The sequence below is a fragment of the Shewanella sp. genome, assembly GCF_047975355.1.
Classification (GTDB): Bacteria; Pseudomonadota; Gammaproteobacteria; order Enterobacterales; family Shewanellaceae; genus Shewanella.
Genome location: NZ_JBKEDJ010000001.1, coordinates 80,384 through 107,076, shown reverse-complemented (window position 1 = coordinate 107,076; position 26,693 = coordinate 80,384). Strand labels below are relative to the sequence as shown.

General features: G+C 49.4%; 19 protein-coding genes. 10 read left to right on the top strand and 9 right to left on the bottom strand.

Annotated elements, in window-relative coordinates:
- The first annotated feature begins 132 nt into the window (after positions 1–132).
- From ACK5NH_RS00455 to ACK5NH_RS00420, 8 genes are all read left to right on the top strand, one after another.
- Complete coding sequence (locus ACK5NH_RS00455) at positions 133–1,632, top strand: CoA-acylating methylmalonate-semialdehyde dehydrogenase (RefSeq protein ID WP_416917333.1); 1,500 nt, start codon at positions 133–135, stop codon at positions 1,630–1,632.
- A 145-nt stretch (positions 1,633–1,777) separates the two neighbouring features.
- A complete protein-coding gene (locus tag ACK5NH_RS00450) occupies positions 1,778–2,935 on the top strand; it encodes an acyl-CoA dehydrogenase family protein (RefSeq protein ID WP_416917332.1) in 1,158 nt (385 codons plus the stop codon).
- Between the two features lie 67 nt (positions 2,936–3,002).
- The gene (locus tag ACK5NH_RS00445) at positions 3,003–3,776 is read left to right on the top strand and encodes an enoyl-CoA hydratase (protein ID WP_416917331.1); all 774 of its coding nucleotides are present in this window, start codon (positions 3,003–3,005) and stop codon (positions 3,774–3,776) included.
- On the top strand, positions 3,776–4,927 hold the full coding sequence (locus tag ACK5NH_RS00440; protein WP_416917330.1) for an enoyl-CoA hydratase/isomerase family protein: 1,152 nt from the start codon (positions 3,776–3,778) through the stop codon (positions 4,925–4,927). The genes ACK5NH_RS00445 and ACK5NH_RS00440 overlap by 1 nt, the downstream gene beginning before the upstream one ends.
- A 101-nt stretch (positions 4,928–5,028) precedes the next feature.
- Complete coding sequence (gene mmsB, locus ACK5NH_RS00435; protein ID WP_416917329.1) at positions 5,029–5,934, top strand: 3-hydroxyisobutyrate dehydrogenase; 906 nt, start codon at positions 5,029–5,031, stop codon at positions 5,932–5,934.
- Between the two features lie 15 nt (positions 5,935–5,949).
- The gene (locus ACK5NH_RS00430; RefSeq protein WP_416917328.1) at positions 5,950–6,708 is read left to right on the top strand and encodes an SDR family oxidoreductase; all 759 of its coding nucleotides are present in this window, start codon (positions 5,950–5,952) and stop codon (positions 6,706–6,708) included.
- Positions 6,709–6,915: 207 nt separating this feature from the next.
- The gene (locus ACK5NH_RS00425; protein ID WP_011623342.1) at positions 6,916–7,158 is read left to right on the top strand and encodes a hypothetical protein; all 243 of its coding nucleotides are present in this window, start codon (positions 6,916–6,918) and stop codon (positions 7,156–7,158) included.
- A 57-nt stretch (positions 7,159–7,215) separates the two neighbouring features.
- Positions 7,216–9,249 carry a prolyl oligopeptidase family serine peptidase gene (locus ACK5NH_RS00420; protein ID WP_416917327.1) on the top strand — a complete coding sequence of 678 codons (2,034 nt, stop codon included), beginning with the start codon at positions 7,216–7,218 and terminating at the stop codon, positions 9,247–9,249.
- Between the two features lie 90 nt (positions 9,250–9,339).
- Here ACK5NH_RS00420 and ACK5NH_RS00415 read toward each other — a convergent pair whose 3' ends face one another.
- Positions 9,340–9,729: a Cu(I)-responsive transcriptional regulator gene (locus ACK5NH_RS00415; protein ID WP_416917326.1), complete on the bottom strand. Its 390-nt coding sequence runs from the start codon at positions 9,727–9,729 to the stop codon at positions 9,340–9,342.
- A gap of 146 nt (positions 9,730–9,875) precedes the next feature.
- Between ACK5NH_RS00415 and ACK5NH_RS00410 the strand changes: the two genes are divergently transcribed.
- Together ACK5NH_RS00410 and ACK5NH_RS00405 are read left to right on the top strand one after the other, a co-directional pair.
- Positions 9,876–12,137, top strand: a complete 2,262-nt coding sequence (locus ACK5NH_RS00410) for a heavy metal translocating P-type ATPase (RefSeq protein WP_416917325.1) — start codon at positions 9,876–9,878, stop codon at positions 12,135–12,137.
- Positions 12,138–12,582: 445 nt separating this feature from the next.
- Positions 12,583–14,175: an ABC-F family ATPase gene (locus ACK5NH_RS00405; protein WP_416917324.1), complete on the top strand. Its 1,593-nt coding sequence runs from the start codon at positions 12,583–12,585 to the stop codon at positions 14,173–14,175.
- A gap of 112 nt (positions 14,176–14,287) precedes the next feature.
- Here ACK5NH_RS00405 and ACK5NH_RS00400 read toward each other — a convergent pair whose 3' ends face one another.
- The 8 genes from ACK5NH_RS00400 to ACK5NH_RS00365 all read right to left on the bottom strand — a co-directional run bounded on the left by ACK5NH_RS00400 (position 14,288) and on the right by ACK5NH_RS00365 (position 26,688).
- Entirely contained in the window at positions 14,288–14,818 is a 531-nt protein-coding gene (locus ACK5NH_RS00400; protein ID WP_416917323.1) for a lipocalin family protein, read from the bottom strand.
- A 103-nt stretch (positions 14,819–14,921) separates the two neighbouring features.
- A complete protein-coding gene (locus tag ACK5NH_RS00395) occupies positions 14,922–15,818 on the bottom strand; it encodes a DMT family transporter (RefSeq protein ID WP_416917322.1) in 897 nt (298 codons plus the stop codon).
- 176 nt (positions 15,819–15,994) lie between these two features.
- On the bottom strand, positions 15,995–18,685 hold the full coding sequence (locus ACK5NH_RS00390; RefSeq protein WP_416917321.1) for an FAD-binding protein: 2,691 nt from the start codon (positions 18,683–18,685) through the stop codon (positions 15,995–15,997).
- 60 nt (positions 18,686–18,745) lie between these two features.
- Positions 18,746–19,765, bottom strand: coding sequence for a diguanylate cyclase (locus ACK5NH_RS00385; protein WP_416917320.1), 1,020 nt, complete (start codon positions 19,763–19,765; stop codon positions 18,746–18,748).
- Positions 19,766–20,031: 266 nt separating this feature from the next.
- Positions 20,032–21,081 (bottom strand): transposase, encoded by a 1,050-nt coding sequence (locus ACK5NH_RS00380; RefSeq protein WP_416917319.1) that lies wholly within the window; start codon positions 21,079–21,081, stop codon positions 20,032–20,034.
- 230 nt (positions 21,082–21,311) lie between these two features.
- The gene (locus tag ACK5NH_RS00375) at positions 21,312–21,689 is read right to left on the bottom strand and encodes a DP-EP family protein (protein WP_416917318.1); all 378 of its coding nucleotides are present in this window, start codon (positions 21,687–21,689) and stop codon (positions 21,312–21,314) included.
- A gap of 19 nt (positions 21,690–21,708) precedes the next feature.
- Positions 21,709–24,936, bottom strand: a complete 3,228-nt coding sequence (locus ACK5NH_RS00370; protein WP_416917317.1) for a winged helix-turn-helix domain-containing protein — start codon at positions 24,934–24,936, stop codon at positions 21,709–21,711.
- 420 nt (positions 24,937–25,356) lie between these two features.
- Positions 25,357–26,688, bottom strand: coding sequence for a DUF4785 domain-containing protein (locus ACK5NH_RS00365; protein ID WP_416917316.1), 1,332 nt, complete (start codon positions 26,686–26,688; stop codon positions 25,357–25,359).
- Positions 26,689–26,693 lie beyond the last annotated feature (5 nt).

The following is a 26,693-nucleotide window of genomic DNA, read 5'->3' as shown; positions in this document are numbered from 1 at the left end:
AAGGCTTAATCGCGAATAACGGCAAAACAATCAACAAGACCAAGACTGAGCTGGCAAGGGCAAACATCCCGCTGAGGATAAACATAATATCGCACCGCCAGCTCGACCCTAAACAAGGAAAAGGATTGCAACATGACCACACAAGTTAAGCATTACATTGATGGCGAATTCACTACAGGCACAGGGACATCACAAATTGTGGTGACCAATCCAGCCAATAATGAGCCAATCGCCCTTATCAATAGCGCTACAGCCGATGAAGTGCACGCGGCCATTGCCAGTGCCAAGGCGGCCTTTAAGACGTGGAAAGAAGTGCCCGTGTCTGAGCGTGCCCGTGTCATGTTGCGCTACCAACACTTACTTAAAGAACACCACGACGAACTGGCGATTATCCTTGCCAAAGAAACCGGCAAAACCTTTGAAGATGCCAAGGGCGATGTGTGGCGCGGAATTGAAGTGGCTGAACATGCCTGCAACATTGCCTCATTATTGATGGGCGAAACCGTTGAGAACGTTGCGCGCTCTATTGATACCTACAGCTACACTCAGCCTCTTGGTGTGTGTGCGGGCATCACGCCGTTTAACTTCCCGGCGATGATCCCTCTGTGGATGTTCCCACTGGCGATTGCCTGTGGTAACACTTTTATCCTTAAGCCATCAGAGCAAGACCCAATGACGCCGCAGCGCTTAGTTGAGCTGTTTGTCGAAGCGGGCGCGCCAAAGGGCGTGTTACAACTGGTGCATGGTGATAAAACGGCGGTAGATATTCTGCTGGCCGATCCTGCGGTGAAAGCCATTTCCTTCGTGGGCTCTGTGGCTGTCGGTCAATACATCTACAAAACCGGTACCGATAACTTAAAACGCGTGCAAGCTTTTGCTGGGGCGAAAAACCACTGCGTGATCATGCCTGATGCGAATAAGCAGCAAGTGATCAACAACCTAGTGGGCGCTTCTGTCGGTGCGGCGGGACAACGTTGTATGGCGATTTCGGTCGCGGTATTTGTCGGCGCAGCCAAAGAGTGGATCCCAGAACTCAAAGAAGCGCTAGCGAAGGTCCGCCCAGGTTTATGGGACGATAAAGGCGCCGGTTACGGCCCGCTAATTAGCCCAGCCGCCAAAGCGCGCGTGCTCAAACTTATCGCTCAAGGTAAGGAAGAAGGTGCTGAGTGTTTACTCGATGGTAGCGACTTTAGTGTGGCAGGTTTCGAGTCGGGTAACTGGGTAGGGCCAACCATGTTCACTAAGGTCACGACCGATATGAGCATCTACAAAGAAGAAATCTTCGGCCCTGTGCTCTGCTGTATGGAATCCGATTCATTAGAAGAGGCCATCGAGCTCGTTAACGCCAGCCCATACGGCAATGGCACCTCTATCTTTACCGCAAGTGGCGCTGCCGCCCGTAAATACCAACACGAAATCGAAGTCGGCCAAGTCGGTATCAACGTGCCTATCCCTGTGCCATTACCTTTCTTCTCATTCACGGGTTGGAAGGGCAGTTTCTACGGCGACCAACACGCTTACGGTAAGCAAGCGGTACGTTTCTACACTGAAACTAAAACCATTACCTCTCGCTGGTTCGAGTCGGACATTGCCGTGGCGGCAGGTCCAAATATGAGCATTAACTTGCGCTAAGCGGTTTAAAAACAGTTTTAAGTATTGTGAAACAGCGAGTTATTCAGTCTTAAGAGAGGCGCCCTGTCGGTGCCTATTGATGAATAACTTGCTGATAAACTCACGGTTTATTACGCAAATGACCAAAGAGTCATAGGAGAGCCAAATGGATTTTAATTTCAACGAAGACCAACGCCAATTTGCCGATCTGGCGCGTCAGTTTGCGGCGGATGAACTCACCCCCTTTGCCGCCAAATGGGACGAAGAACATCATTTCCCTAAGGATGTGATCCAAAAAGCCGGTGAGCTGGGTTTCTGCTCCCTGTATTCCCCCGAATCAGAAGGCGGCATGGGATTGTCGCGCTTAGATGCCTCGATTATTTTCGAAGAGCTCTCTAAGGGCTGTACTGCCACAACCGCCATGCTGACGATCCACAATATGGCCACTTGGATGGTCACCACTTGGGGTACAGAAGCTTTGCGTCAAACCTGGTCTGAGCCACTGACCACGGGCCAAATGCTGGCGTCTTACTGCTTAACTGAACCAGGCGCTGGCTCGGATGCGGCATCACTGCAAACCAAAGCGGTGCGTGATGGTGATGAATATGTGGTATCTGGCTCTAAAATGTTTATCTCGGGCGCAGGCTCAACTGAGCTTTTAGTCGTAATGTGCCGCACCGGGCAAGCCGGACCAAAAGGCATTTCGGCCATTGCAATTCCTGCCGACAGTGAAGGCATTATCTATGGCAAGGCCGAAGATAAGATGGGCTGGAACGCGCAGCCGACACGCTTAGTTACCTTTGATAACGTGCGTGTGCCTGTCGCGAACCTGCTTGGCGAAGAAGGCCAAGGCTTTACCTTTGCGATGAAAGGTTTAGACGGTGGCCGTATCAATATCGCTACTTGCTCTGTCGGTACGGCGCAGGCGGCTTTAGAGCGTGCAACTCAGTACATGAATGAGCGTCAGCAATTTGGTAAACCGCTGGCGGCCTTCCAAGCATTGCAATTTAAGCTCGCCGATATGGCGACCGAATTAGTGGCTGCTCGTCAAATGGTGCGTCTGGCTGCCTTTAAACTCGACAGTGGTGACCCAGAAGCCACCGCCTATTGTGCGATGGCGAAGCGTTTTGCCACCGATGTGGGCTTCCAAGTTTGTGATGCTGCGCTGCAAATTCATGGCGGATATGGTTATATCAGGGAGTACCCCTTAGAGCGTCACTTCCGTGATGTTCGCGTACATCAGATTTTAGAGGGCACTAACGAGATTATGCGCCTCATTATCGCCCGTCGTTTACTCGACGAAAATGCCGGACAAATCCTCTAAGCTGCCCTAATTGGACTGTAGGATTTGGCGATAACAGATTGGCAATAACATTAGGGAGCCGAAACAGATGGAATATTTAGTTGAGCGTATCGAAGGCCACACGGCCATTCTGACCATGAACAATCCGCCTGCCAACACTTGGACCGCCCAGAGTTTGCAGGCGCTCAAGGCCAAAGTGCTGGAGCTTAATGCCAACAAGGACATTTACGCGCTGGTGTTAACAGGCGAGGGCAACAAGTTTTTCTCCGCGGGTGCCGATTTAAAACTGTTTAGCGACGGTGATAAGGGCAATGCGGCGAGCATGGCAAAACACTTTGGCGAAGCATTTGAAACCTTAAGCCAGTTCCGCGGCGTGTCGATTGCCGCCATTAACGGTTATGCCATGGGCGGCGGCTTAGAAGTCGCTCTGGCCTGTGATATTCGTATCGCCGAAACCCAAGCCGTGATGGCGCTGCCTGAGGCTACCGTTGGTTTGCTGCCCTGTGCGGGCGGTACCCAAAACCTAACCGCTTTAGTGGGCGAAGGTTGGGCCAAGCGGATGATCCTCTGCGGTGAGCGTGTGAATGCCGCCCAAGCGCTGAATTTGCGTTTAGTCGAGGAAGTGGTCGAAACGGGTGAAGCCTTAAATGCGGCGATTGCACTGGCCGCTAAAGTGGCGAATCAGAGCCCAAGCAGTGTCACCGCCTGTAAGACACTCATCCAAGCTGGGCGCCAAATGCCGCGTAACCAAGCCTTACCGATAGAGCGTGAACTGTTTGTCGGATTGTTCGATACTGAAGATCAGGCCGAAGGCGTGAACGCGTTTTTGGAAAAACGTAAAGCTGATTGGAAGAACCGCTAATGACTAATTTAGTAGATAAGGCTGCACACACGTCCACCACACAAAATGTGGTTTTTCAAACCTTAGCCACCGCCTCGTGTAAATTAGTTGGGGTGGTGACGCTCAATGTTGAAAAAGCCCTCAACGCCTTGGATCTCGATATGGTTCGAGCCATGACGGTGCAGCTCAATTTGTGGAAAAAAGATCCGTTAATCGCCTGTGTGGTACTCGATGGCAGCGGAGAAAAGGCGTTTTGTGCGGGTGGCGATGTGCGTGCGTTATACCACGCGTCTGTTGCCGCTAAGGGACAAGTGACTGAGGTCGCTAAAGTCTTCTTCGAAGAAGAATATCGTCTCGATTATCTACTGCATACCTATGGCAAACCTGTGCTGGTATGGGGTGATGGCATAGTGATGGGTGGCGGTCTGGGTCTGATGGCGGGCGCGAGTCATAGAGTCGTGACTGAAACCTCCCGTATCGCCATGCCTGAAGTCACCATCGGGCTTTATCCCGATGTGGGCGGTAGTTATTTCCTCAACCGCATGCCGGGCAAAATGGGGCTGTTTTTAGGCCTAACGGCCTATCAAATGAATGCAGCCGATGCCTGTTACGTTGGTCTTGCCGATCATTATCTGAATCGTGACGACAAAGAGCTGATGTTTGATGCCATGGCGACTCTAGATTGGAGCGACACGCCTGCGCTAAACCATCAAAGACTCGACTCGATGATCAACGAGCTGTCGAACCAAGTGGATATGCCTAAGGGCGACAGTTTACTGGCCGAAAGCCAAGAGATGATCGACCGACTGATGGCGGGCAGTTTGACCGATATAGTCAACCGTATGTCGACCTTAAGCACCGAAGAGGCTTGGTTGAATAAGGCCTGCGCGACCATGCTCGCGGGCAGCCCTATCAGTTGGCATTTGGCGTATATCCAAACTCAACTCGGTACTAAACTCAGCCTAGCACAATGTTTTAAATGGGAATTAACCGTCAGCGTGAATGTTTGCGCCAAGGGCGATTTCTGTGAAGGGGTACGGGCACTGCTGATTGACAAAGACAAACAGCCAAAGTGGCAGTTTACCGATGCGCAATCCGTGCCAAACAGCGTTATCGAGGACATTTTGACCTCACCTTGGGGAGAAGAACATCCCTTAAGCCAATTAAGCTAAGCCAATCGATGGCAGGCAAAGCAAGCGCTTCGCCTGCCATTTTTTATCTGGAATAAAAACTATCTGGAACAATAAAGACACCAGAACACAGGAGTGATGGCATGAGTACAGTAGCATTTATCGGTTTAGGTAATATGGGCGGCCCAATGGCGGCCAATTTATTAAAAGCGGGCATGACGGTACGTGTCTTCGACTTAGTGCCAGCAGCCATGCAAGCCTTGGCCGACCAAGGTGCCTTAGTGTCGAGCACAGCATGTGGCGCGGCGGCGGGGGCCAATGTGGTGATCACTATGCTGCCTGCGGGTAAGCATGTCAGAAACTTATACTTAGGCAATGGTAGTGAGAAGGGCCTACTCGACGTAGTCGCTGGCGATACCTTGTTGATTGATTGTTCGACCATTGATGCCCAAAGCGCTCAATTGGTGGCGGCTGAAGCGGCTAAGAGTGGTATCGAATTTATCGATGCGCCAGTATCGGGCGGTACGGCAGGCGCGGCGGCGGGTACCTTGACCTTTATCTGTGGCGGTTCAGACATTGCCTTTGAGCGGGCACAACCTGTACTTAACGCCATGGGCAAGAATATCTTCCATGCGGGCGGCGCAGGCGCGGGACAGGTCGCAAAAATCTGCAATAACATGCTGTTATCCGTGTTGATGGTCGGCACTTCCGAAGCGTTACAAATGGGGATTGACCATGGTCTCGACCCTAAAGTGCTGTCGGATATTATGAAGGTCAGCAGCGGTGGTAACTGGACGTTAGAGAAGTACAATCCTTGCCCAGGCGTGATGGAGAATGTGCCTTCTTCTAAGGGCTATCAGGGCGGCTTTATGGTAGATTTGATGGTTAAAGATCTCGGCCTCTCTCAAGAAGCCGCATTATTGAGCAATTCGAGTACACCAATGGGGGCACTCGCGCGCAGCTTGTATGTGAATCATGCAAGACAAGGCAATGGTCGCCGAGACTTCTCCAGTATTTTTGAACAATTTTCACCACTTAAAAATAGATAAACAAGGGATAACCAGATGGATTTAAAAGATAAGGTTGTCGTCATCACTGGCGGCGCGGGTGGTTTAGGCTTAGCAATGGCGCACAATTTTGCGCAGGCGGGCGCTAAGTTGGCGCTTATCGATGTGGATCAAGAAAAGTTAGAACGCGCCTGTGCCGATTTAGGCTTATCCACAGAAGTCCAAGGTTATGCGCTAGATATTACCGACGAAGAAGATGTAGTCGCAGGCTTTGCTTACATATTAGAAGATTTCGGCAAAATCAACGTATTAGTCAATAACGCCGGTATCCTGCGTGATGGTATGTTAGTCAAAGCCAAAGACGGCAAAGTGACTGACCGCATGTCATTCGACCAATTCCAATCGGTGATCAATGTTAACCTCACTGGCACCTTCCTCTGTGGCCGTGAGGCGGCTGCGGCGATGATCGAATCGGGTCAAGCTGGGGTGATTGTGAACATTTCTAGCCTCGCCAAAGCGGGTAACGTAGGACAATCTAACTACGCTGCCTCTAAAGCGGGTGTGGCGGCCATGTCTGTGGGTTGGGCAAAAGAGTTAGCCCGTTACAATATCCGTAGCGCAGCGGTAGCACCTGGGGTAATTGCCACTGAAATGACTGCGGCGATGAAGCCTGAGGCCTTAGAGCGTTTAGAGAAGCTCGTGCCCGTTGGCCGTTTAGGCCAAGCGGAGGAAATAGCCTCTACCGTACGCTTTGTCATTGAAAACGATTATGTAAATGGTCGTGTCTTTGAAGTGGATGGCGGCATCCGCCTTTAATATGGTATCTTATTGATATTAAACAAAACCGAGCATTTGCTCGGTTTTTTATTTGGTAAAGATTTGTGTGTGGTGGGCGATTTAAGCGCCGGGCAGCGCTGGATCGGAGTTGACATTTACTGGCTATCCTTCAACAATCGCACTCCACTTTTTTTACATAACTTTACAAATAGGGTTGACATTATAGTGATGGAGTTGATTATCTGAATGTCATGGCAGGATAAGGCCCTTTGGCTTGAAAAAATCACTAAGCGCATGATGCTGATCGTGGGTGTCTTAGGTGTCATAGTGATCTACGGCGGCTTCTTTTTTCTTCTCTTCACAGGTCGTTCGGTCGCGGTGATCCCGTGGTTTTTTCTGCTATCGCCTTGGATTTGTATTTACTTTGGTCTTACGCAAGTGCAGCAGGCCAATGTGCTCAAGTGGTTTATCAAAAAAGTGAAAAAATAGCCCGAAAAGGGCAGTTGCATATTTCAGTTTGTTTAGTTGGCAAACTTGGGGAATACAATGGGGTTAGGACGCTATTTACCATATCTGCTGAGTGCGGTTTTACTGCTTGGTGGGTGTGAGCGTACGGATACACAAGATTTACCCGCCAAGGAAAACGGCGATAGAATTGTTGCTCCCTATGGTAGCTGGCAATCACCTCTGTCTGCGGCCGAGGTGTTCGAACGGGCCGATGATATTGCCGAGCTGCAAAGCGTTGGCAATGCGATTTATTTTGCCGAATCGAGTGGCAGCGCACAGGGTAAAGTTGGCATTAAACGTCTCGATGGCGTTGGCAAAGTGACCGAAGTGGTTCCCCCTGATTTTAATGTCAAATCTACTGTGCATGAGTATGGCGGCGCGGCATTTTTGGGCATAGGCCAGAGCCTATTTGCCACCAAATTACAGGATCAGCTGTTTTACCGTTTTGCCCCTAATCAACCGCCATTGCCATTAACTCCCAATGGCACCCGCCATGCCGATTGTGTCGCGTATCCTAAGGGCTCACGGATCATCTGTGTGCGGGAAGATCATCGCCAAGGCGGTGAACCCAAAGCCAGCCTGGTAACCATCAATTTAAACTTTGCTGGTGAAGGCGATACCTTTGTCACTGGCCATGACTTTATTTCCTCTCCCACGATTTCGCCCGATAACACGCAATTGGCGTGGATCACTTGGGAACATCCCTATATGCCATGGGATAACAGCGTACTCTGGCTTGGGGATCTTGACCGCAAAGGCCAGTTAAACAATATTCGTAAGGTGAGTACGCCCAAGGACTCTTCGGTGACTCAGCCCTTATTTGGCCCAGACGGCAACTTATATGTGGTGTCCGATCTCAGTAACTGGTGGAACATTTACCGTGTCACTCCAAAAGAAACCTTAGAGCCGGTACTGAGTAAAAATGCCGAGTTTGCAGTGCCCGATTGGCGCTTAGGCAATCATAACTATGCCTTTGAAAATGCCTCGACCTTGATTGCAAGCTATGTTGAAGGCAATCAGGCGGCATTGCTGCGCATGCACTTAGATTCAGGGTTAACCGAATCCCTTGCCGTCGATTTTGCCGAAATTACTCAGGTGGTGAAGGGCGAAGATGGGGTTTACTTTGTCGGTGCTAAGGCGACCCCAGAGAAGGGCATTTATCGGGTTGTCGGCCGTGGCACTGAGTTAGTCTATGCCCCTGCGCTGCCAAATCTTGACCCTAATTATGTGTCGCGGGCGAGAAATATCGCCTTCAATACTGGCAAAAATCAACAGGCCTACGGTTATTTTTATGGCCCAGTGAACCCTAATTACATCGCAACGAATGACACCAGACCGCCACTTATCGTGATGCTACATGGCGGGCCGACGGCGCAGGCTTCACTTGCCTATCGCAGCGAGATCCAGTTTTGGACCAGCCGTGGTTTTGCGGTACTGGATTTAAACTTCCGTGGCAGCAGTGGTTTTGGCCGCGCCTATCGCCAGAGCCTGTATGGCAAATGGGGTGTAAGCGATGTGGAAGATGCGGTCAATGCGGCCAAGTATTTAGTGTCTAAGGGCTGGGTCGATGCGAAAAAACTGGCGATCCGTGGGATCAGCGCCGGTGGTTTAACTGCCATGTCTTCCTTGGCGTTTTATGATGTGTTTCAAGCGGGAGTGAGCTATGAGGGCATCAGTGATTTTGAGCAGCTCGCTAAGGGCACCCATAAATTTGAGTCGGGTTATTTAGACCAGCTTATCGGCCCCTATCCAGAGAAGAAGGAACGTTATCGCGAGTTATCGCCACTCAATCACTTAGATGGCTTAAATGAACCGCTACTAATTTTCCAAGGCTTGAGAAACAAGATTGTGCCGACGGCGCAGTCGCGGCAAATCTATGATGCGCTGAAAGCCAAAGGTGTACCGACGGCCTATATCGACTATGGTGACGATTCCGACGAGGGGCGTACCCCTGAGCATAAAGCCGCAGGCCTAGAAACCGAATTAGCCTTCTATGGTCAAGTATTTAAGTTTACCCCAGCGGGTAAATTGCCTGCCTTGCAGCTGGATAATGTGGCGGCGCTAAAGCACTAGATTCAAAAAGACTCGTTTTAAAGCCAGCATCTAAGCAGGCTTTTTTCTTGCGGCGTCGAGGGTAAGAACTTATTGCGGCTGGTTGATGACTCATTGCTGGTGATTAAGGCTATCAATAATCGTGCAGTGAGGCTGTTCGCCGCCTTGGCACTCGCTGACCATTTGCTGTAATTGGCTACGAAGATTTTGTAACTTACTGATTTGCTCCTCGACGTAGGCCAAATGGTTACGGGTGAGTTGCTTAACATCTTCGGCGTTGCGGCTATCGTTATTGCGTAAACCGAGCAGGAGTTTGCAATCCTCAAGGCTAAAGCCTAAGTCGCGACATTGATGTACAAATTTCAGTGACTCAATATCTTGATGGCGATACACCCTGTATCCCGCCGCGTTACGCTCGCCACAGACGAGGCCGATATCGTGGTAATAACGTATGCTTTTTACGCTTAACCCTGTGTGCTTTGCCACTTCGCCAATTTTCATTCTGACCTCGGTTCTTATCTGTTTTCTGTTATCTCAACACTCGTGCAGACAAGTGTGATATTTGCCACAAAAACATGCTTGACTCTCCCGTGATGGGAGACTTTATCTTAATCCTATAGCAGTTAAGTTCAAGTGAGGGATCTCCCATGTCGCAGATAAAACTCTATGTCGCCACCATGAATTGTGCAGGGTGTGTGGCCAAAATTGAAAAGGCCTTTGCGGCCGAGCCGAATGTCAGTGCCCGTATTAATCTCGCCGATAAGCAAGTGACTGTGGATGGCAAGATGAGCACTGATAAGGCGCTGGCGGTGATGGATAAGGCGGGTTACCCCGCCCAGTTGATTGTGGATGCTAAGGCGGCCGCAGAAGAAAAACGTATTGAAGATGCGACAGAGTATCGCCTGCGTATGCGTCAGGCCATCGTCGCGCTCGCAGTCGGTATCCCGATGATGTTATGGGGATTACTCGGTGGCGAAATGATGATTAATAGCCCTAGCATGCAGCTAGGTTGGGGCATCATGGGCTTAGTTACCTTGGCACTTTTAGTCGGTACCGGGCGTCATTTCTATCAGGGAATGTGGCGCGCGCTTAAAGCTAAAACCACCAATATGGACACCTTAATCGTGTTAGGTACTAGCACGGCATGGCTCTATTCCATGCTGGTGGTGCTTATCCCGAATGCGTTTCCAATGGACACTCGTCACGTCTACTTTGAGGCGAGCGTGATGATCTTAGGTTTAATTAACTTAGGTCACGCCCTCGAACTCAAAGCTAGGGGCAAGACCAGCGAAGCGGTGCAGCGCTTACTCGGCCTGCAATCTTCTACCGCAATTCGTATTGGCGAAAATGGCGATGAAGAGGTTGAAATCAACCAGCTTAAACTGGGGGATAAACTCAGACTTCGCCCAGGCGACAGGGTAGCCTTAGACGGCGTGGTGGAGTCCGGCCAATCATTACTCGATGAGGCCATGCTGACGGGCGAACCCATTCCCGTGCCTAAGCATGTTGGGGATAATCTCAGTGCGGGGACAGTCAATGGTAACGGCAGTTTAGTCTATCGGGTGACCGCAGGGCAGCAGGACACGCGTCTTGCCAAAATCATCGCGCTGGTACAGGAGGCGCAAACCTCAAAGATGCCGATTGGCCGCTTAGCCGATAAAATTTCGGCAGTGTTTGTACCAACAGTCGTAGTGGTCGCCTTACTTGCGGCTGCGGTTTGGTACTTTGTTGGTCCAGAACCTGCGCTTAGTCATGCACTTGTGGTGCTCACCAGCGTGCTGATCATTGCCTGTCCCTGCGCCTTAGGTTTGGCGACACCTATGTCTATCATGGTCTCCGTTGGCCGCGCCGCTCAAATGGGGGTTCTGGTTAAAAATGGTGAAGCACTGCAAACGGCCAGCAAGGTCGATTGTGTCGTGCTGGATAAAACTGGCACTGTGACCCAGGGTAAACCCGAAGTCACCGATATCCATTGGGTTGAAGACAATGAGCAAAGACTCACCGATGAAGATAAGCGCGCACTGCTTGGCGCTATTGCAAGTCTTGAGCAACATTCTGAGCATCCGCTGGCAAGCGCGATAGTCAGCTATGTTAAGCAGGCATCGATTCCACTGCCAGCGACCGATATTTTTAGCAATCATCAGGGCAAGGGGATCGAAGGGCGAGTCGATGGCGCCGACTTTTTAGTCGGTAATCAAGCCTTAATGGCGGCATTTGATGTGCAGTCAGAGAAGGGCGTGACAGGTAGCCACTCAGGCGTTGCGATAGAAGCCGCCGCGCAATTTGCCAAACAGGGCAAGACGGCGATTTATGTCGCCAAGGCGGGCAAGTTAGTGGCCACTATCGCCATTGCCGATCCGATCAAGGCCGACGCTAAAGAAGCGATCAGCGCCATCCGCTCACAGGGGATTCGCGTAGTGCTGCTGACCGGAGATAATCCGCAAACAGCGCAGGCGGTGGCGGCTCAAGTGGGCATAGAGGAAGTGATTGCGGGCGTGTTACCCGAGCAAAAGCAACAGCATATTAAAGCCTTACAACAGCAAGGCCATGTGGTTGCCATGGTGGGGGACGGTATCAACGATGCGCCCGCCCTGATGAGCGCCGATGTGGGGATCGCCATGGGATCGGGCACTGAGGTGGCGATCGAAAGCGCGGATATGACTCTGCTGTCGCATCAGCTGATAGTGATTGCTAACTTATTAGCACTTTCCCGCGCGACCATTACCAATATTAAGCAGAACTTGTTTGGGGCCTTTATCTACAACAGTTTAGGCATTCCGGTGGCGGCGGGTGTGCTGTATCCGCTCACGGGTATGCTGTTAAGCCCTGTGATTGCCGGGGCGGCGATGGCGCTGTCTTCCCTAACTGTGGTCACCAATGCGAATCGGTTAAGACAGCAAAAGTTATAACGCTTGAGCTCGCATGAGTAATAACACTTTGCCTCGTTAAATAGAGAGGCAGTGAGTAAGCACTCCCAATACAGCCCGCATTTTGCGGGCTGTATTGTTTAAACATAAATCTCAGCCGAAACAATACATCCGACTCGCGAATCACTTTGCGGATTCATCCTGCTGTCATCCCATTCTATTAGCTTGAATCATTCGGTAAAAATGTTGCTGAAATAAGCCGTTAGCTTAGATTCATATCTGCACTTAAATAAGCCTTCTAGCCCGTTATTTTGCTTGACGATTCGCGGCTAAGTAGGCCTTTTTAGTTGATAATTTAGCCCAAACTGCTATAGTGCCACGTTTATTTTTACCCCCTCAGGTTAGACAACTTGGCTTTTGCAAATAGGTTTATACTTAGTTGCCTTGCCAGACGTCCGGCCAACCTAACTCGATTTGGAAGTTCATTTTGATCACTACAGCGAATATCACCATGCAGTTTGGCTCTAAGCCACTGTTTGAAAACATCTCAGTTAAATTCGGCGGCGGTAACCGTTACGGTCTTATCGGTGCGAACGGCTGCGGTAAATCAACCTTCATGAAGATCCTTTGCGGTGATCTAGAGCCGAGCAGCGGTAACGTATCCTTAGACGTCAACGAGCGTCTGGGTAAGTTAAGCCAGAACCAATTCGGTTATGAGGAATTCACCCTTATCGATACAGTGATCATGGGTCACCGTGAACTGTGGAAGGTGAAGCAAGAGCGTGACCGTATTTATTCTCTGCCAGAAATGAGCGAAGAAGACGGCATTGCCGTGGCAAACCTTGAGATGGAATTTGCCGAAATGGACGGTTACACCGCCGAATCTCGCGCCGGTGAACTCTTGCTTGGTGTCGGTATTGGTATCGAAAGCCATTTCGGTCTGATGTCTGAAATCGCTCCAGGTTTAAAACTGCGGGTATTATTGGCGCAGGCGCTGTTCTCTGATCCTGACGTACTGCTGCTCGACGAACCCACCAACAACTTGGACATCGACACCATCCGCTGGTTACAGGACGTACTGAACCAACGCGATAGCACCATGATCATCATTTCGCACGACCGTTACTTCTTAAACTCTGTCTGTACCCATATGGCAGACTTAGACTACGGTGAACTGCGCGTTTACCCAGGTAACTACGACGAATACATGCAAGCGGCCTCTCAGGCCCGTGAGCGTTTGCTGGCCGATAATGCCAAGAAGAAAGCGCAAATCTCTGAGCTGCAAACCTTCGTGGCGCGCTTCTCTGCGAACGCTTCTAAGGCAAAACAAGCGACTTCGCGCGCGCGTCAAATCGATAAGATCAAGCTGGAAGAAGTTAAAGCTTCTAGCCGTGTTAACCCATTCATTCGTTTCGATCAGGAAAAGAAACTGTTCCGTAACGCATTAGTGGTTGAAAACTTAGCCAAAGGTTACGATACGCCGCTGTTTAAAGATTTGAACCTTATCGTCGAAGTGGGTGAGCGTATCGCCATCCTCGGTGAGAACGGTGTGGGTAAAACCACACTGCTGCGTACCTTAATCCATGATATTCCTCAGGATGAAGGTCTGATCCAATGGTCTGAAAACAGCAACATCGGTTACTACGCGCAGGACCATGAGTCTGATTTCGAAAACGACATGACCCTCTTCGAGTGGATGAGCCAATGGCGTAAACCAGAGGACGACGACCAAGCGGTTCGCGGTATTTTAGGCCGTATGTTATTTAGCGCCGACGACATCAAAAAGTCAGTTAAAGTGCTGTCGGGTGGTGAAAAGGGGCGTATGTTATTTGGTAAGCTTATCATGCAAAAACCAAATATCCTGATGCTCGACGAACCTACCAACCACATGGATATGGACTCGATCGAATCATTAAACAACGCGCTGGAAAAATACGAAGGTACCTTGCTGTTTGTGAGTCACGACCGCGCATTCGTATCGTCACTGGCCAACCGTATCCTTGAAATCACCCCGAATGGCGTGAATGACTTCAAGGGCACCTACGATGAGTTCCTCGTGAGCAAGGGCATCGAAGGCTAATCACTGGTTTTGCCTTAAGTGTTCAGATAAAAAACGCCGCTTATTAGCGGCGTTTTTGTTGCTGGCGTTTACCTCGAGCGTTGGCCTTGAGTGTTTGCGCTTGGATAAGCGGTTATGGCTTAACTTCAGCTTTTTGCTCAACATAAATCAAGCTGTTGGTATCAAAGCCGCGGGCGCTTGCCATCTCGACAAATTGCTTCATCACCTCTGGGGATACGGTCGGAGTTCTTGCCAATAGCCATAAATAATCCGTATCAGGCCCCGAGATAAAGGCATATTGGTAACCTTGCTGATCGAGCCCAAAGACCACATAGGAGCCATAAAACGGCCCGAATAAGGAGACCTTTAAGTAGGCTTCGCCATCGCCGTTGACAAAATAGGCCTTACCCTCGGCCTCTTTCCATTGCTGGGTATCGGCAGAATAGCCCCGATTAATCACCTTCACCCCGCCATCGGCTTTAAGGCTGTATTCGGCGGTGACTTGGGATAATCCGTGCTCGAAGGAATGGTCGAGCCTGGCAATCTCATACCATTTGCCTAAGTAACGCTCGAGCTCAAAATCCTTAACGGGTTCGACATTGCGTGGCATGCCCAAACAACCCGATAACACTAATACACTGATAAGTAAGAGTAGTTTTTTCACTTAAGACTCCTGTTAAACCCGAGTGTCCATTTTTAGTTATATGGTTAATTGTGCGCTTAACTTTGCGTTTAACTTACCTTTAACGATGCGCTTAACTGTACGTTTAAGTCGGGCAATCCTTTAAGGTTCTGCTGGCCGTGTGGCGCTGGCTTAAGTAGCCCTGTGCCATGCCCGCCAACATAATCAGCGTCACCCCCAGCATTTGCTGCGTTGTGAGCGCCTCATCAAATAACCACCAAGCGAGTGCGACCACTACCACAGGTTCGACATAGGAGAGGGTGCCATAGGTGACCGAAGGTAATTGAGCGAGGGCTTTTACTGCAAACAGAATAGCTAAAAAGCCCGGAAAGAAGCCAATCGCCAGCAGCCAAGCAAATTGATCCAGACTCGGCACTAAGGGCGTCGTTAACACTAAAGGCAGTAAACAGAGGGCGCCGACACTGAGCTGGACTAAGGTACTTTGATAGGGTGAGGCGGCGCTCGGTTTACGGTTGATTAAGATAAAGCCGCAATAGGTGAGCAATGCGAGCAGGGCATAAAAATATCCCATAATTTCATTGTTATAGAGTGACTGACTCGAGGTCACGGGCAGCATCAGCATAAAACCCATCAAGGCGAGCACCACAGTGGCGATGCTGGAACGCTTAAGCCTTTCGTGAAACACAAAATGGGCAAAGAGTGACGCCAGCACAGGGGCGAGATAGATAATCATGATCACCGTTGCCATTTGGGTGTATTCAATGGCCTCGATATAAAAAGCCATAAATCCCGCCAACATAGCGCCATTTATTAAGGTGCGCTTGCTCGGTTTATGGCGAATTTGCCGTCCCTTACCCGTTAACAACATATAGGTCATTAAAAACAGCGCGCCGAGTAGCAGGCGGTAAAAGGTAATATGTTCGGCGGGCAGGGCGGCAAAACGGGCGAATACGCCAATGGTGCCCATTAGGCTCGCTGCCAGCAGGGCAAGCACTATGGCCAGTGCGGGTGGCGGTGTCATGTATCACCTTTAATGCAAATAATTCAACGACGAAGGAAGCTGAGTTTGCCTTAAAAATGCCGCCTAGGCGAGCGCTATTGCGAACGCCGTGTTGGCGTGGTGTTGCAAAGTTGCTGAACGCCCCACACCAGCAGAGATTGATGAGTTGACTGCGCTAGCAAGCCATCAATCCTCTGCTACACAATGGATTTGCGCGAGCGAAAATGATTTAAGGGATCTTGGCAATAACTGGCCTTAACCTGCTGCAACATTTGGTAATTTTGCCCAAAGTAGCGTGCGGTAGGGATGGTATTGTCCTTAAAGCTGATAAAGGCGCCTGAGCTATTGGCAATGTTGGCATCGCGGCAGGTGTCTATCCAGTCGAGCGCCTTATTCACTCTAGGATACACAGAGTTCACCTGCATTAAGGCTTGCTCTTGGAGTTCGCTGTTCCACCATGCCTGATACTGAATAATGTAAGCCTGCTCCTTGTAAGGGAAGGCGCTCTGGCTTTTTTGTACCTCACCAAGCGTGCGATAAAAATCGCCGGCAATGGCGCTTAGGGTCACATAGGTAAACAAGCCTAATTGCCGATTGCCATCAATCAGTTGGGATGAGGTAAGGCTGTCGATAAGCGCGATATGCCCCTGTTTTAGCCCCTGTGCATGGGCCAAGCGCGATGTCACCCTATGGGGCGCGGGCTTGAGCAAATCCTGCGAATGTTGGCGCTGATTTTCATACAGCTGTATATCCGTATCATTAAGCAGTTCGGCCATTCGATGGTTTAAGACGGGTTGTAAATCCCGAATGGCTTCGCGGTTCCAGCTCTCCATCAATTCATCGCCATAGGATTGGCTTAATCCGCCCATGGCCGCCATTTGCACTCTTTTGGGTTTTAAGCCGACCTCACTAAACTGGGTCTTGATAAAGTGCGCAAGGCTCGCGGGATTTCCCTCCCAATAGCCGTACATAATGCAGTTATGTTTAACCTCTTGGGGATCCTGCACGCCAGTGTTTAATGGCGGTTTTACCCCTGGCAAAACGGTGGGTTTGGCTTGGATTTTAAGATTGGTGCCCAGCAAACAAGGCAGATTATCGGCCAAAATAATCTGCTCCCAACGCTCCAATAATCTTAGGGTCGGGGTGGTTTCTCGTAGCTGTTGGCTATCCTGTTGATACGGGTTCCATTCCAGTTCAAATTTCAGCAGGCTTGGGGGCAGGGCAAAAGTTTGAATAAAAAAACGAGTGACAATACCGTAGCTTAAACCGCCTCCCCCTTTGAGCGCCCAGAGGAGTTCGGGCTTATTGGCCGCCGACACCACTTGGGTTTCACCTACGCCCAACACGATTTCTGCCTGCACTAAGCTTTCGCAGCACATGCCGTATTTACGACACCAAGGTCCCCAGCCGCCGCCCATAATAAAGCCCGCTAAGGCATGGGAGGCGCTGGTGCTGTGGGGCAGCATTAAGCCCTTTTGCGCCAGATAACTGCTTAAGGCTTGCATAGTGCAACCTGGCCCAACGGCGACAATGCCGCTGATGGGGTCGAGTTCGATGCTGTTCATCAAGGAGAGGTCGATCACTATGCTATTGGTCTCGCCACTTTCCCCTTCATGATCATGGCCGCTGGAACGCACACTAATGGCTAAGTGATAATCGACCGCCGTCTTGTAGACCAGTTTGACTTCTTGGCTGGTGCGGCATTTGATGATGGCGAGGGGCCTTTTTTGCAGGCGGCGATTAAACAGTTGGCAGGCGTTTTCGTAGGCCAGCATCTGTTGTCCCGTGCTTACCCAAAAATCCTGCTCGGCATAATACTGGCCATCGGTAATGATATTGTCGCTGGCAATGTGGCTGCGTACTTCATTAATAAAACGCATAAAATGCTTGGCTTGGCGGGTGACCACATTTTCGCTGATACGGATCTCGGCCGTTAATCGGTTCGAAGTTGATTGGCTGATAAAGCAATCAAATTCCAGCTCATTGCTCAGCTGTAAATCAATCTGTGAACGATGGGGCGTGAGGGATTTTAAAATATCAAAGCTCAGTTTTATATCGGTACTTTCTTTGGCTTGATAGTTCGCCTTGTAAATAAAATGTGGCCAGCTATCACTGATGGATTCAATCATATAAGCGCAGCGTTCATGGGCGGGGATAATACTCGGTAGCTGCTTGTTAAAGTTATTGCTGTTTAAGTTCTGCTTACTAAAATTATATTCGGTATCATTAAAAATAATCAGCATGACTTCCTGTCTTGCCAATTGAGCTGGCATTAAGTTGAGAGTCTGCTTTGAATGTTGTTTTGGGTAAATATATAGGTTGCTGTCAATCAGCGCCGCTTGTTGCTGTGGATGTAAATAACAATCTAAAATTTCTGTGTCGGTTAAACAGGTTTCAATCAAATTAATATTAACAATTTCTCCATCGAAATTCGCAGTAGCCTGTTTTTCGGTTTTTAATTTAGCCTCATCCGTTAAGGGCGTTGTATGCTGCTGTAAATGGATTTGATCGCCATCGATAAAACAGCTTAATTCATGGTATTGATAGGTGATGGATAATAAATGCCAATAACCATCATTTAAGCCGCCTAAGGTGGATATAGTGTCAATCTGTAATAACTGGCTGTTTACTCGAATATCGATATGCCCAAGTGGCGTTATTTGCACCACAAAGCAGGGATTATTGGCTTGGTCGCAATATTGAAATACCGTCCCGCCCTGTTGAGTATTAACCCAAGCTTGGAAGGTAAACACATCTAGGGTCTGACTGAGAGAAAATGGCGTTAAGGAAAGTGAATTCATTGAGGCTGCTGTCTCTTGACCCTGTGCTTGAGCCACAGTGTTAGTCGAGGTATCCGAAGTGTTATGGGGTGTATTCGGTGTTTTCATAGGCAACATCCTTGTTTAATTTCATTCCCTTACGATTGCTTAAGCTGCAATCACCACTGCCTACAGTGAGGCGTTTATCCGATCACGACCATCGGCCTTGGCGCGGTAAAGCGCAGTATCGGCGGCGCACACCATGGCGAGTGAGGTACGGAACTGGCCATTAACTTCACTGGCAATCCCTTGGCTGGCACTTACCGAGACATAATCCCAGAGTCCTTGGTCAGCAAAACGAATGTCATTAATCCCTTGCTGGATTTTTTGCGCTATGGTCAGCGCCATTTTGGCATTGTGGTTAGGCAGGATCAGCGCAAACTCTTCGCCGCCGTAACGGGCCGCAAGACCGATTTCGATAGGCACAATAGTGGCGATCACTTTGGCAATTTTTCTAAGGCATTCATCACCTTGGATATGACCAAACTGATCATTAAACACCTTAAAATAATCCACATCGATAATGACTACGCTGATAGGGCGCAGTTTGGCGGTGCATTCTTCCCAGTGCTGTTGCAGCATTTCATCAAAATAGCGACGGTTCGCCAGTTGGGTGAGGGAGTCGGTGGCGGCCAACTTACGCAGCTTTAGGTTTTCCGCCTTATGGTGAGTTAAATCGTGCATCACCATCACAAATACGGGTTCATGGCTGGGAATATAAGAGATAGATAACTCAATATCTTTTGCCTTGCCGGACGCGCAGATCAGCGTGGTTTCCTGCGCAGGGTGCTGCACGGGGTGACCACAATTAGTGCCTAATTGCACATCGTGGCTCAGCAGGCTGTCATAGCGCGCTTGATGATGTTCGGTCAAAAAATTGCGCCAGTCTTGGCCCTTTAAACTCGCCTGTGGACAATCGAGTAGCTCGGCACTGCGCTGATTGCACGAACGGATAAAACCGTTGGCATTCACTAGGATCACTGGCTCGGTTAAATGTTGGATAAAGAGTTCAATGGTCTCGAGAGAGGAGTGCTCGAAAAAGTTCAGCGGTAGCTCGGCAGCCTTTACATGCTGAGTTGCGGGCAATGCAGCATCATCGACAATGGATAAGGCGGGGTGTTGGCGTGCCAGTTTCGGTGAGTTTGTCATTGTTATCTTTCTCCGTGAACTTTAATCATCTGCGCTTGGCGCTTTTCTGAGGATGACTTTATTCTGGTGGAAGAAAAGATACCTTCTGCTTACCTTCTGGTTTAACTTTATGATTTTAAATGCTTTAAATTTTACCTTCTGAGTTGGGAATTATGCTTTGAAGTGAGATAGCAGTGCGGTAGTTTGCTTTTTCCTATAGCAAATTGGACAAAAAGCATTTAATCCTAAGAACTAAGATGGAGCAGAATGCGCGTTGTCGGTCTAATTTAGCTCAACGCGAGCCCGTCAATACGGCTTGGATGTAGCGCTTGGCTATGGGATTTTCCTCGGCACCATTTGCCACCTTGTTGGAGTTTGAAAGCACACATGGCATCCCATCGACCACTTATACCACTGTACTGGCGGCGAAACTCCTTGGCTGAAAGCAACCATGCATCGGATGCAATCCCTAACTCATTAAGCAGTTTTGGCCGCTGATTATCGATAAACCCTTTTTTATCATGGCGAATCGCGCGGCCAGTCCAATCAATGAGCTCGAGATAATCGGCAAAATGGAAGGGAATACCCGTTTGCTGATTAAGATGTGTTGCACCATCAAATTTTGCGAGGGATTTGTGTGATATTGGCAGTGGGTTATCTGCGGTAGTTTTGGCCAACTGGGGGGCAACGCTATCAGGGTTAAGTGTATTTAGACGTTCTTGAATCGATGTAAAATCAGAGGATTGCAAAGAATCGGCAATGCCCGCTCGAATAGGATTTAAATCGACATACATCATACAAGCTAGTAATGCTTGCTCATCTAACAGTGCTTGGGATTTAAAACGACCTTCCCAAAAGGCGCCTTTGCATTCATCTTCTCGATTCGCTTTACGGGCAATTTCTTCATTTAAACAACGCATAAACCAAGAAATACTGCTTAATCGCTCGTGCCACTCGGTAATTAAGGCATCGAGCAGCAGTCGCTCACCCTCGATTAAGGCATCACCATTGATATATTTAGTGGCAACGCCGTGGCCTTTAGTGATCTGACACCAGCGGCTGATAATGTCTTTTGGAGTTAAGGATTTCGCCTTATCAAGATCAATTTTGAGGACGAGATGATAGTGGTTGTTCATCACCGCATAGGCGCAAATATCAATACAAAAAATAGTGGATAACACTTTGATTTTATCTACAATCCAGCCTCGTCTATGTTCATAACTGCGGCCTGTGAGTTTATCTTCACCACATAAAAAAGCCCTTCTGACACAGCGATTAATCACATGGTAGAAGGGTGTAGTATTAGCATCGATAAGCATTCTTCTGGCCGAGGTCATCATACACTCCAGATAGGCAAACCCGAGATAAGGTAAAGCCTAGTCGAGATAGTGCGAAAGGCCAAAAAGATATGGCTGTCCCTGCTTTTTTGGTCGTGAGGGAGATATATGGCTGTCCCCACTTATTGGCTGTCCCCACTTATTGGTCCCTGCTTTGCTATTGGGTTGTGGCGAAATGGTGAGCTGTGAGAGAAAAAGAGGACTGAATAGCAGTCCTCTTTTAACAAAGATTAGTTTTCTGGACGGTTAATAATTTCTGGATCAGGACTTAATATCAGCAGAGTATTGGTGGTATTGCTCAGCACAAATTGGAACTTAGTCGTGCCTGGCGTTCTATCGAGGTCAACAAGTTGCACTAACATACCATCGCTGCTGATGGTCACTGCATCGACAACTTCATCGAATGGAGTCACAAAACCCACACCGACAAATTTTAGTCCTTTACCGGTTTGGTCATTAAGTAAATAGGTTACAGTGCTGGCTTGGGTGATGGTGACATCACCTGGGCACTGCTCGCCGCTGGCATCGGTATAGATAAATACAGGTTCACCATTTTCTAGGGTGACATTCACTTTGATAAATTGAGCGGAGCCTTGTGGTACTAACATATAAACTTCCTTTTTTTGATTAAAATTTAGTATTAACTATATGAGATTCAAATAATAAGTTTTTTAAGTCTTCATCATTGACAACTTCACCAAGGCAGTCAAGTGACTTTATATAGATGACAGTAAAGTCTGGTGATTTATCTTTTTCTAGTATTGGTGATATTAAATTCTTCGCAGTATTACATAACTCATTCTTTGTTTTTTTATCTTGAACAGTTTTTGCTTCCAATAATATGCTCTCAGCTAAACTTGATGTGAAGTTTGTGCTTTGGTTGAACTTTTTTGATATTTTCTGGAATTCATGTCTTGCCTCAGATGCATAATATCTGCTTTCAGTAATCAGTCCTTGTCGTTGAAAGTGTTTTGCTGCCGCCAGAAAATAACTTGCGTAAATCTCATCTCTTTTTGTCGATGAACTTAATTTCATATCGGAATCTAGTAAATCCTTTAAGTTATAAACATCATTTGACTCTGCATCTGAGATTGCGAGTAGATTAAAGTTCAAAGTGTACTTTTGTCTGATCCATATATCATTCCCAGGGTCTTGCTCTAACGCTCTTGAAATTGCTTTCAAACCAAGTTGAGCTTGACGTAGAGATAAGTCGATTTGGTTTTGATAATCATATAACTCACTTAGAATTTGATGGCTCGCTGACAGCCTATCTAAAATATACGGTTGATTAATATTTTTGCTCAGCTCTTGTTGGAGTTGAATATGAATATTTATCGCCGATAGCAAATCCCCTTGTGCGAGCGCTGCACTTGCTAACCAAGAACGCGCATTAGCAACATCGGCAATCAGTTGGCTATCTTCGGGGGCTTTGGCCAGTGCCAATAGCTTTAATCGTAATGACTCTTCAAAATCTTGCTGTGCCTTGGCAAAGTCCTGTTGCTTCATCGACACTGAGCCCAAGGTGTTATGGGCATAGGACAGCTCCATCAGCGCATCTTTATCCTCTGGCGCTAGGGTGTACATGGTTTGGCTATAGGCTAAGTACTGCTCGAAGAAGGGGCGAGATGCCGCCCAATCTTTCACATCATATTTAAGCTGACCCAACCAAAAGGCATTGGCGCCTAAGGTTTTTAGCAGGGCTAAGTTTTCTGGCTGCAATTCGAGCAGCGGTAGCATTTTTTCCTGTGCGGCGAGTAGGGCGCTGCGGGCTTCATCGATTTTATTGCGTGAATAGGCGACTTCGCCCATGGCCTCTAAGGTCTGCCCATGCTGGAAGCGGGCGTCGAAGCTTAAGTACTTCTCATCGTCTTGGCTGGAGAAATCCGTGAAATATTCCAATGCCTTATTGCTGATCCCGTCGAGTAAGTCCATTCGGCCGATGCCGCGCATCTTATCGGCGAAGTCACCCACCATAAACCCGAGCAGATCTTCGGCGGCGAGGCGTTTTTGCTGGGCCAGCTTTTCGGCTTCGATACTGCGAACGCTCATAATGACTGAGGTTAAGGTGAGTACGCACAGCAGGGCGACGGTAACGCGTCTCGTCCAGCGCAGCATAGTGGCGCGTTTGCTGGAGGCGGCAATAAAGTCGGTTTCCCGCTCGTCTAAGTCAAATAAGGGGTTTTGCCTGAGGCTTTGGGCCTCTTTTAAGGGTTTACCCTCAGCCAATAAGTAGGCGCTGTGTTTGGCTTCGCTGAGCCAGCGTTGGGATAAATGCTGTAGTCTGCTCTTAATGCTAAGGCTGTCGCTATGTTCGCTGATCCACGCCGTCGCCCTTGGCCAGCGGCGCAGCAGGGCTTCGTGGGCGATGCTAAAACAGGGTTCACCATTTTGCAGATGGGACACAAATAAGCGGCTATCGACCATGGCTTGCACTAGGGCGGTTTCGGCCGTGCTTTGCAACTGTGACCAGCGGGCGGTGCGGCTGGTGATGGATTTTTCATCCTCACGCAGGGTGACTAACAGGGACAAAATCCGCGGCAGACTGGCTTTTTCGGCCTCGGTTAAATGGGAGATGGCCTGCTCGGCATTTTTACCGATAGCGCCTTCGATGCCGCCCAAGGTGCGATACACAGAGACTAATAGTTTGTCATCGTCACTGCGTTGTAAGTACAGCGCCTGCAAGGTGTATTGCAACATAGGCAGCGCATCTGGGTTGCTGGCGGCATCGCTACAGAGCATTTCATCGAGCGGCATGGCAGTATCGCTATCGATTTCCCAGGTTAAATTGGCGGCAACGGCTGGCAGGCGGATCATTTGCAACAGCTCGGTGCGAGTGGGCGGCGCTAAGTCGAAATGGGCGCCGCGCGCTTTGCCCGCCATCAGGCTGGGATAATTGACCAACAGCGGATAAAAGTCGTTGCGACAGGCACTTAAAATTAACACCGCATGGGAAGTGGCAAGGCACTCTAATAGCTCGATAAAGGCGCTGCGCTCGGCGTCGCTAAACAGCGGCGATGATAATAATACTTCTAATCGGTCGATAAATAAGGCGAAGCGTGGTGTAGCAAAGGCATGATTTTTAAGGCTTTGTTTACATGTGTCGACAATGCTCTGTGGATCTTGCTCAAGCTTGGCGGCAAGCGAGTCTGCGCTCATTCCCTCAAATACTGGGGTGTTGTTTAGCTCCCAGTCGAGCATGGCACTGGCCAGTACGGTGAGCAGTTGTCCCTTACTGACATCGGCAAAATCGAGGCTGCTGTAGGCCACAACCCCAACGCCATTAAAGCCATTGGCGGCCATGAGGTTAGGCAATACACCGGCATTAATTAAGGAGGATTTACCGCTGCCACTCGGGCCCAAAATTAAGCAGAAGGCGCGGCCAAACTGGATTTGTTGGCTAATGCGATTCAGCAGCGTGCTAATTTGCTCGCTGCGGCCGAAGAATACGTCGGCATAGTTGGCGCTGTAGGCTTGCAGGCCCGGAAACGGCGAGCCACCTTGCCAAGTTTGTGGCGTGGCGCTGGCCTCATGGCCGACGGGAAAGCGAACCTCGGCTAAGGTGCGATAGCCACGTTTGCGAATGGTCTCAATGTAACGGGATTCGGTGGCGCTATCGCCTAAGGCGCGACGTAACTGGTTGATAATCTTGTGCAGTGGATTGTCGCCCGTGTCGACTCCCGGCCAGCAATGGCTAACAATTTCGTCGCTGCTGACCACTTCACCCGCGTTTTGGCAGAGAAACAACAATACATCCATCGCCTTAGGTTCAAGTTGTTTGACTTGTTTACCAAGGAGTAGGCTGTTGGCACTGGGATTGACTTGCCATTCACCCAAAAAAAATGTGCTGTCATTCATAGGATTTCCATTGCTTAAGCATCGACTAAGGCGGGGGAATCGCGGTGCCGTTAGCCATTGTTATTTTTATAGTTAGCGCGTTTTGTAGATTGAGTGTCATCAATTTGCATGACGTCAAAACATTGACATTATGCCTAGACACTTTGTTATTTAAAAGGAATAACCTTCGGTAATCAATGTAAATTTTATATCGTTATTGTGACTATATTGCGTCCTCTGGCACCTGCTTTATCACTCATTTGTGATCTCATGCGGCATTTTGGAAACCTTTGTTAGCCATTTATCTGGTGCCTTGTCTGTGTGGCTTTAACTGAGGCTGACAGCATCAAGCTAAAAAAAAGAGTGCCCGGGTGGGCACTCAAAACGGTTGGGAAGGGAGAAGTGGAAAATGAAAAGTGAATTAGCGGCTAAACACAGTCGTTAGCGGCTAAGTACCAGTGCGTTGGCCTGAAAACTTAACCGCGCCATTTGCCCTTGGTCTTGCAACTCAAGCTCGTTGAGTTCAAAGGGCGGTTGCAGACCGGATGCTTGGATAAGTGTTGGGTCAAACATCAGCTTGAGTTTGGGGGATTCGGGCGTTAACCAAGTTGCCGCTTGGGTGCGCATAATCGCCACTTTTTGGCCCTCGGAATTGGTGCCCGTGAGCACACCACTCAAACCAAAGCGTCCCGCCTCGGCGACATTTAGCTCAAAGTTGACTTGATTCGGCACGCCTTTGTCCCAAACGGTCAGCACTTCTGGCTTGATGCTGGCCGAGTTCACATAGGACTTAAAGGCGGTTTTCACCGTGCGCTGCACTGGGCGGCCATCGACCTGAGTCTGGACTGTGACTTCGATTTCACTCAGCCCCGCATTACTGCTGGCAAGGGGCAAGTCTGCGGGCACTAAAGCCTGCCATTCATCCCCCTGTTTCACCATGGCCAGCGCTTGCTCTGTACCATCGGCTTGTTTGAGTTTGGCCTGAGGCGCAAATTGATTATCGCTTTGGCTTAAGGCGAGTTTTACCCCAAGCGTTTGGGCATCGGCCGCAATCGCGCTCGGTGCCTTGATGCTCAGTTGATAGGGCGAGCCTTTTTCCTTCACGTTGACCAGATAGTTGGCCTTAGCGACCAAGGGCTGGCTGACTTGTAGGCGATATTTTCCGGCCGTGGCTTTTTCAGACATTTGCAGTGCGCTGGAATCATCGGCGAGTCCCGCGCTGGCTAAGGCGTCGGCGCTCACCAGCGATTTAACTAAAGATTCTGTTGCTTGCGGGCTGCTGGCGTTTTTCCCCTGCGGCGTGTGGCCTATCCGCTGAATTTGCACCCGCTCAGGGGCTACGGCATCGGCATGCATTAAGGCGCCTGTGCTGACATCGCCGCGGGGCGCAATCCGCACTAAGCTGCCCGCTTGGCTCAAGTTAAGCTGTACGCCCGCATTCAGCTCGGCGCCGGTGACATTAAGCCAATACTCATCACTCTGGCTTGCCTGCTCAAGCACGGGCTGACTGGCTTGGTATTCGCCATAGAGCGGGGTGATAAAGCTGACATAATCGGTACTGGTGTTAATCGGCGCGAGGGTTGGAGCGGCGATATTGGTATCGACAAGATCGCTATCTGTTGGCGCTGATAAGGTTAAGCCCTTGGCATACATTGGGCTGGCTTCTTTTTGTGGCTCAGGCGTGGTCGATTCATCCTGACAAGCACCGAGCAGGCCAGCTAAGATGACCAAGCTGACCGCTTTGCTTAAGGTGCGGAGTGTGAAAGGTGGCATAGTTG

Excerpts from the sequence above, each read along its gene's own strand:
- ACK5NH_RS00455 (WP_416917333.1), top strand. The coding sequence starts at position 133 with ATGACCACACAAGTTAAGCATTACATTGATGGCGAATTCACTACAGGC.
- ACK5NH_RS00450 (WP_416917332.1), top strand. The coding sequence starts at position 1,778 with ATGGATTTTAATTTCAACGAAGACCAACGCCAATTTGCCGATCTGGCG.
- ACK5NH_RS00445 (WP_416917331.1), top strand. The coding sequence starts at position 3,003 with ATGGAATATTTAGTTGAGCGTATCGAAGGCCACACGGCCATTCTGACC.
- ACK5NH_RS00440 (WP_416917330.1), top strand. The coding sequence starts at position 3,776 with ATGACTAATTTAGTAGATAAGGCTGCACACACGTCCACCACACAAAAT.
- mmsB (WP_416917329.1), top strand. The coding sequence starts at position 5,029 with ATGAGTACAGTAGCATTTATCGGTTTAGGTAATATGGGCGGCCCAATG.
- ACK5NH_RS00430 (WP_416917328.1), top strand. The coding sequence starts at position 5,950 with ATGGATTTAAAAGATAAGGTTGTCGTCATCACTGGCGGCGCGGGTGGT.
- ACK5NH_RS00425 (WP_011623342.1), top strand. The coding sequence starts at position 6,916 with ATGTCATGGCAGGATAAGGCCCTTTGGCTTGAAAAAATCACTAAGCGC.
- ACK5NH_RS00420 (WP_416917327.1), top strand. The coding sequence starts at position 7,216 with ATGGGGTTAGGACGCTATTTACCATATCTGCTGAGTGCGGTTTTACTG.
- ACK5NH_RS00415 (WP_416917326.1), bottom strand. The coding sequence starts at position 9,729 with ATGAAAATTGGCGAAGTGGCAAAGCACACAGGGTTAAGCGTAAAAAGC.
- ACK5NH_RS00410 (WP_416917325.1), top strand. The coding sequence starts at position 9,876 with ATGTCGCAGATAAAACTCTATGTCGCCACCATGAATTGTGCAGGGTGT.
- ACK5NH_RS00395 (WP_416917322.1), bottom strand. The coding sequence starts at position 15,818 with ATGACACCGCCACCCGCACTGGCCATAGTGCTTGCCCTGCTGGCAGCG.
- ACK5NH_RS00390 (WP_416917321.1), bottom strand. The coding sequence starts at position 18,685 with ATGAAAACACCGAATACACCCCATAACACTTCGGATACCTCGACTAAC.
- ACK5NH_RS00385 (WP_416917320.1), bottom strand. The coding sequence starts at position 19,765 with ATGACAAACTCACCGAAACTGGCACGCCAACACCCCGCCTTATCCATT.
- ACK5NH_RS00380 (WP_416917319.1), bottom strand. The coding sequence starts at position 21,081 with ATGACCTCGGCCAGAAGAATGCTTATCGATGCTAATACTACACCCTTC.
- ACK5NH_RS00375 (WP_416917318.1), bottom strand. The coding sequence starts at position 21,689 with ATGTTAGTACCACAAGGCTCCGCTCAATTTATCAAAGTGAATGTCACC.
- ACK5NH_RS00370 (WP_416917317.1), bottom strand. The coding sequence starts at position 24,936 with ATGAATGACAGCACATTTTTTTTGGGTGAATGGCAAGTCAATCCCAGT.
- ACK5NH_RS00365 (WP_416917316.1), bottom strand. The coding sequence starts at position 26,688 with ATGCCACCTTTCACACTCCGCACCTTAAGCAAAGCGGTCAGCTTGGTC.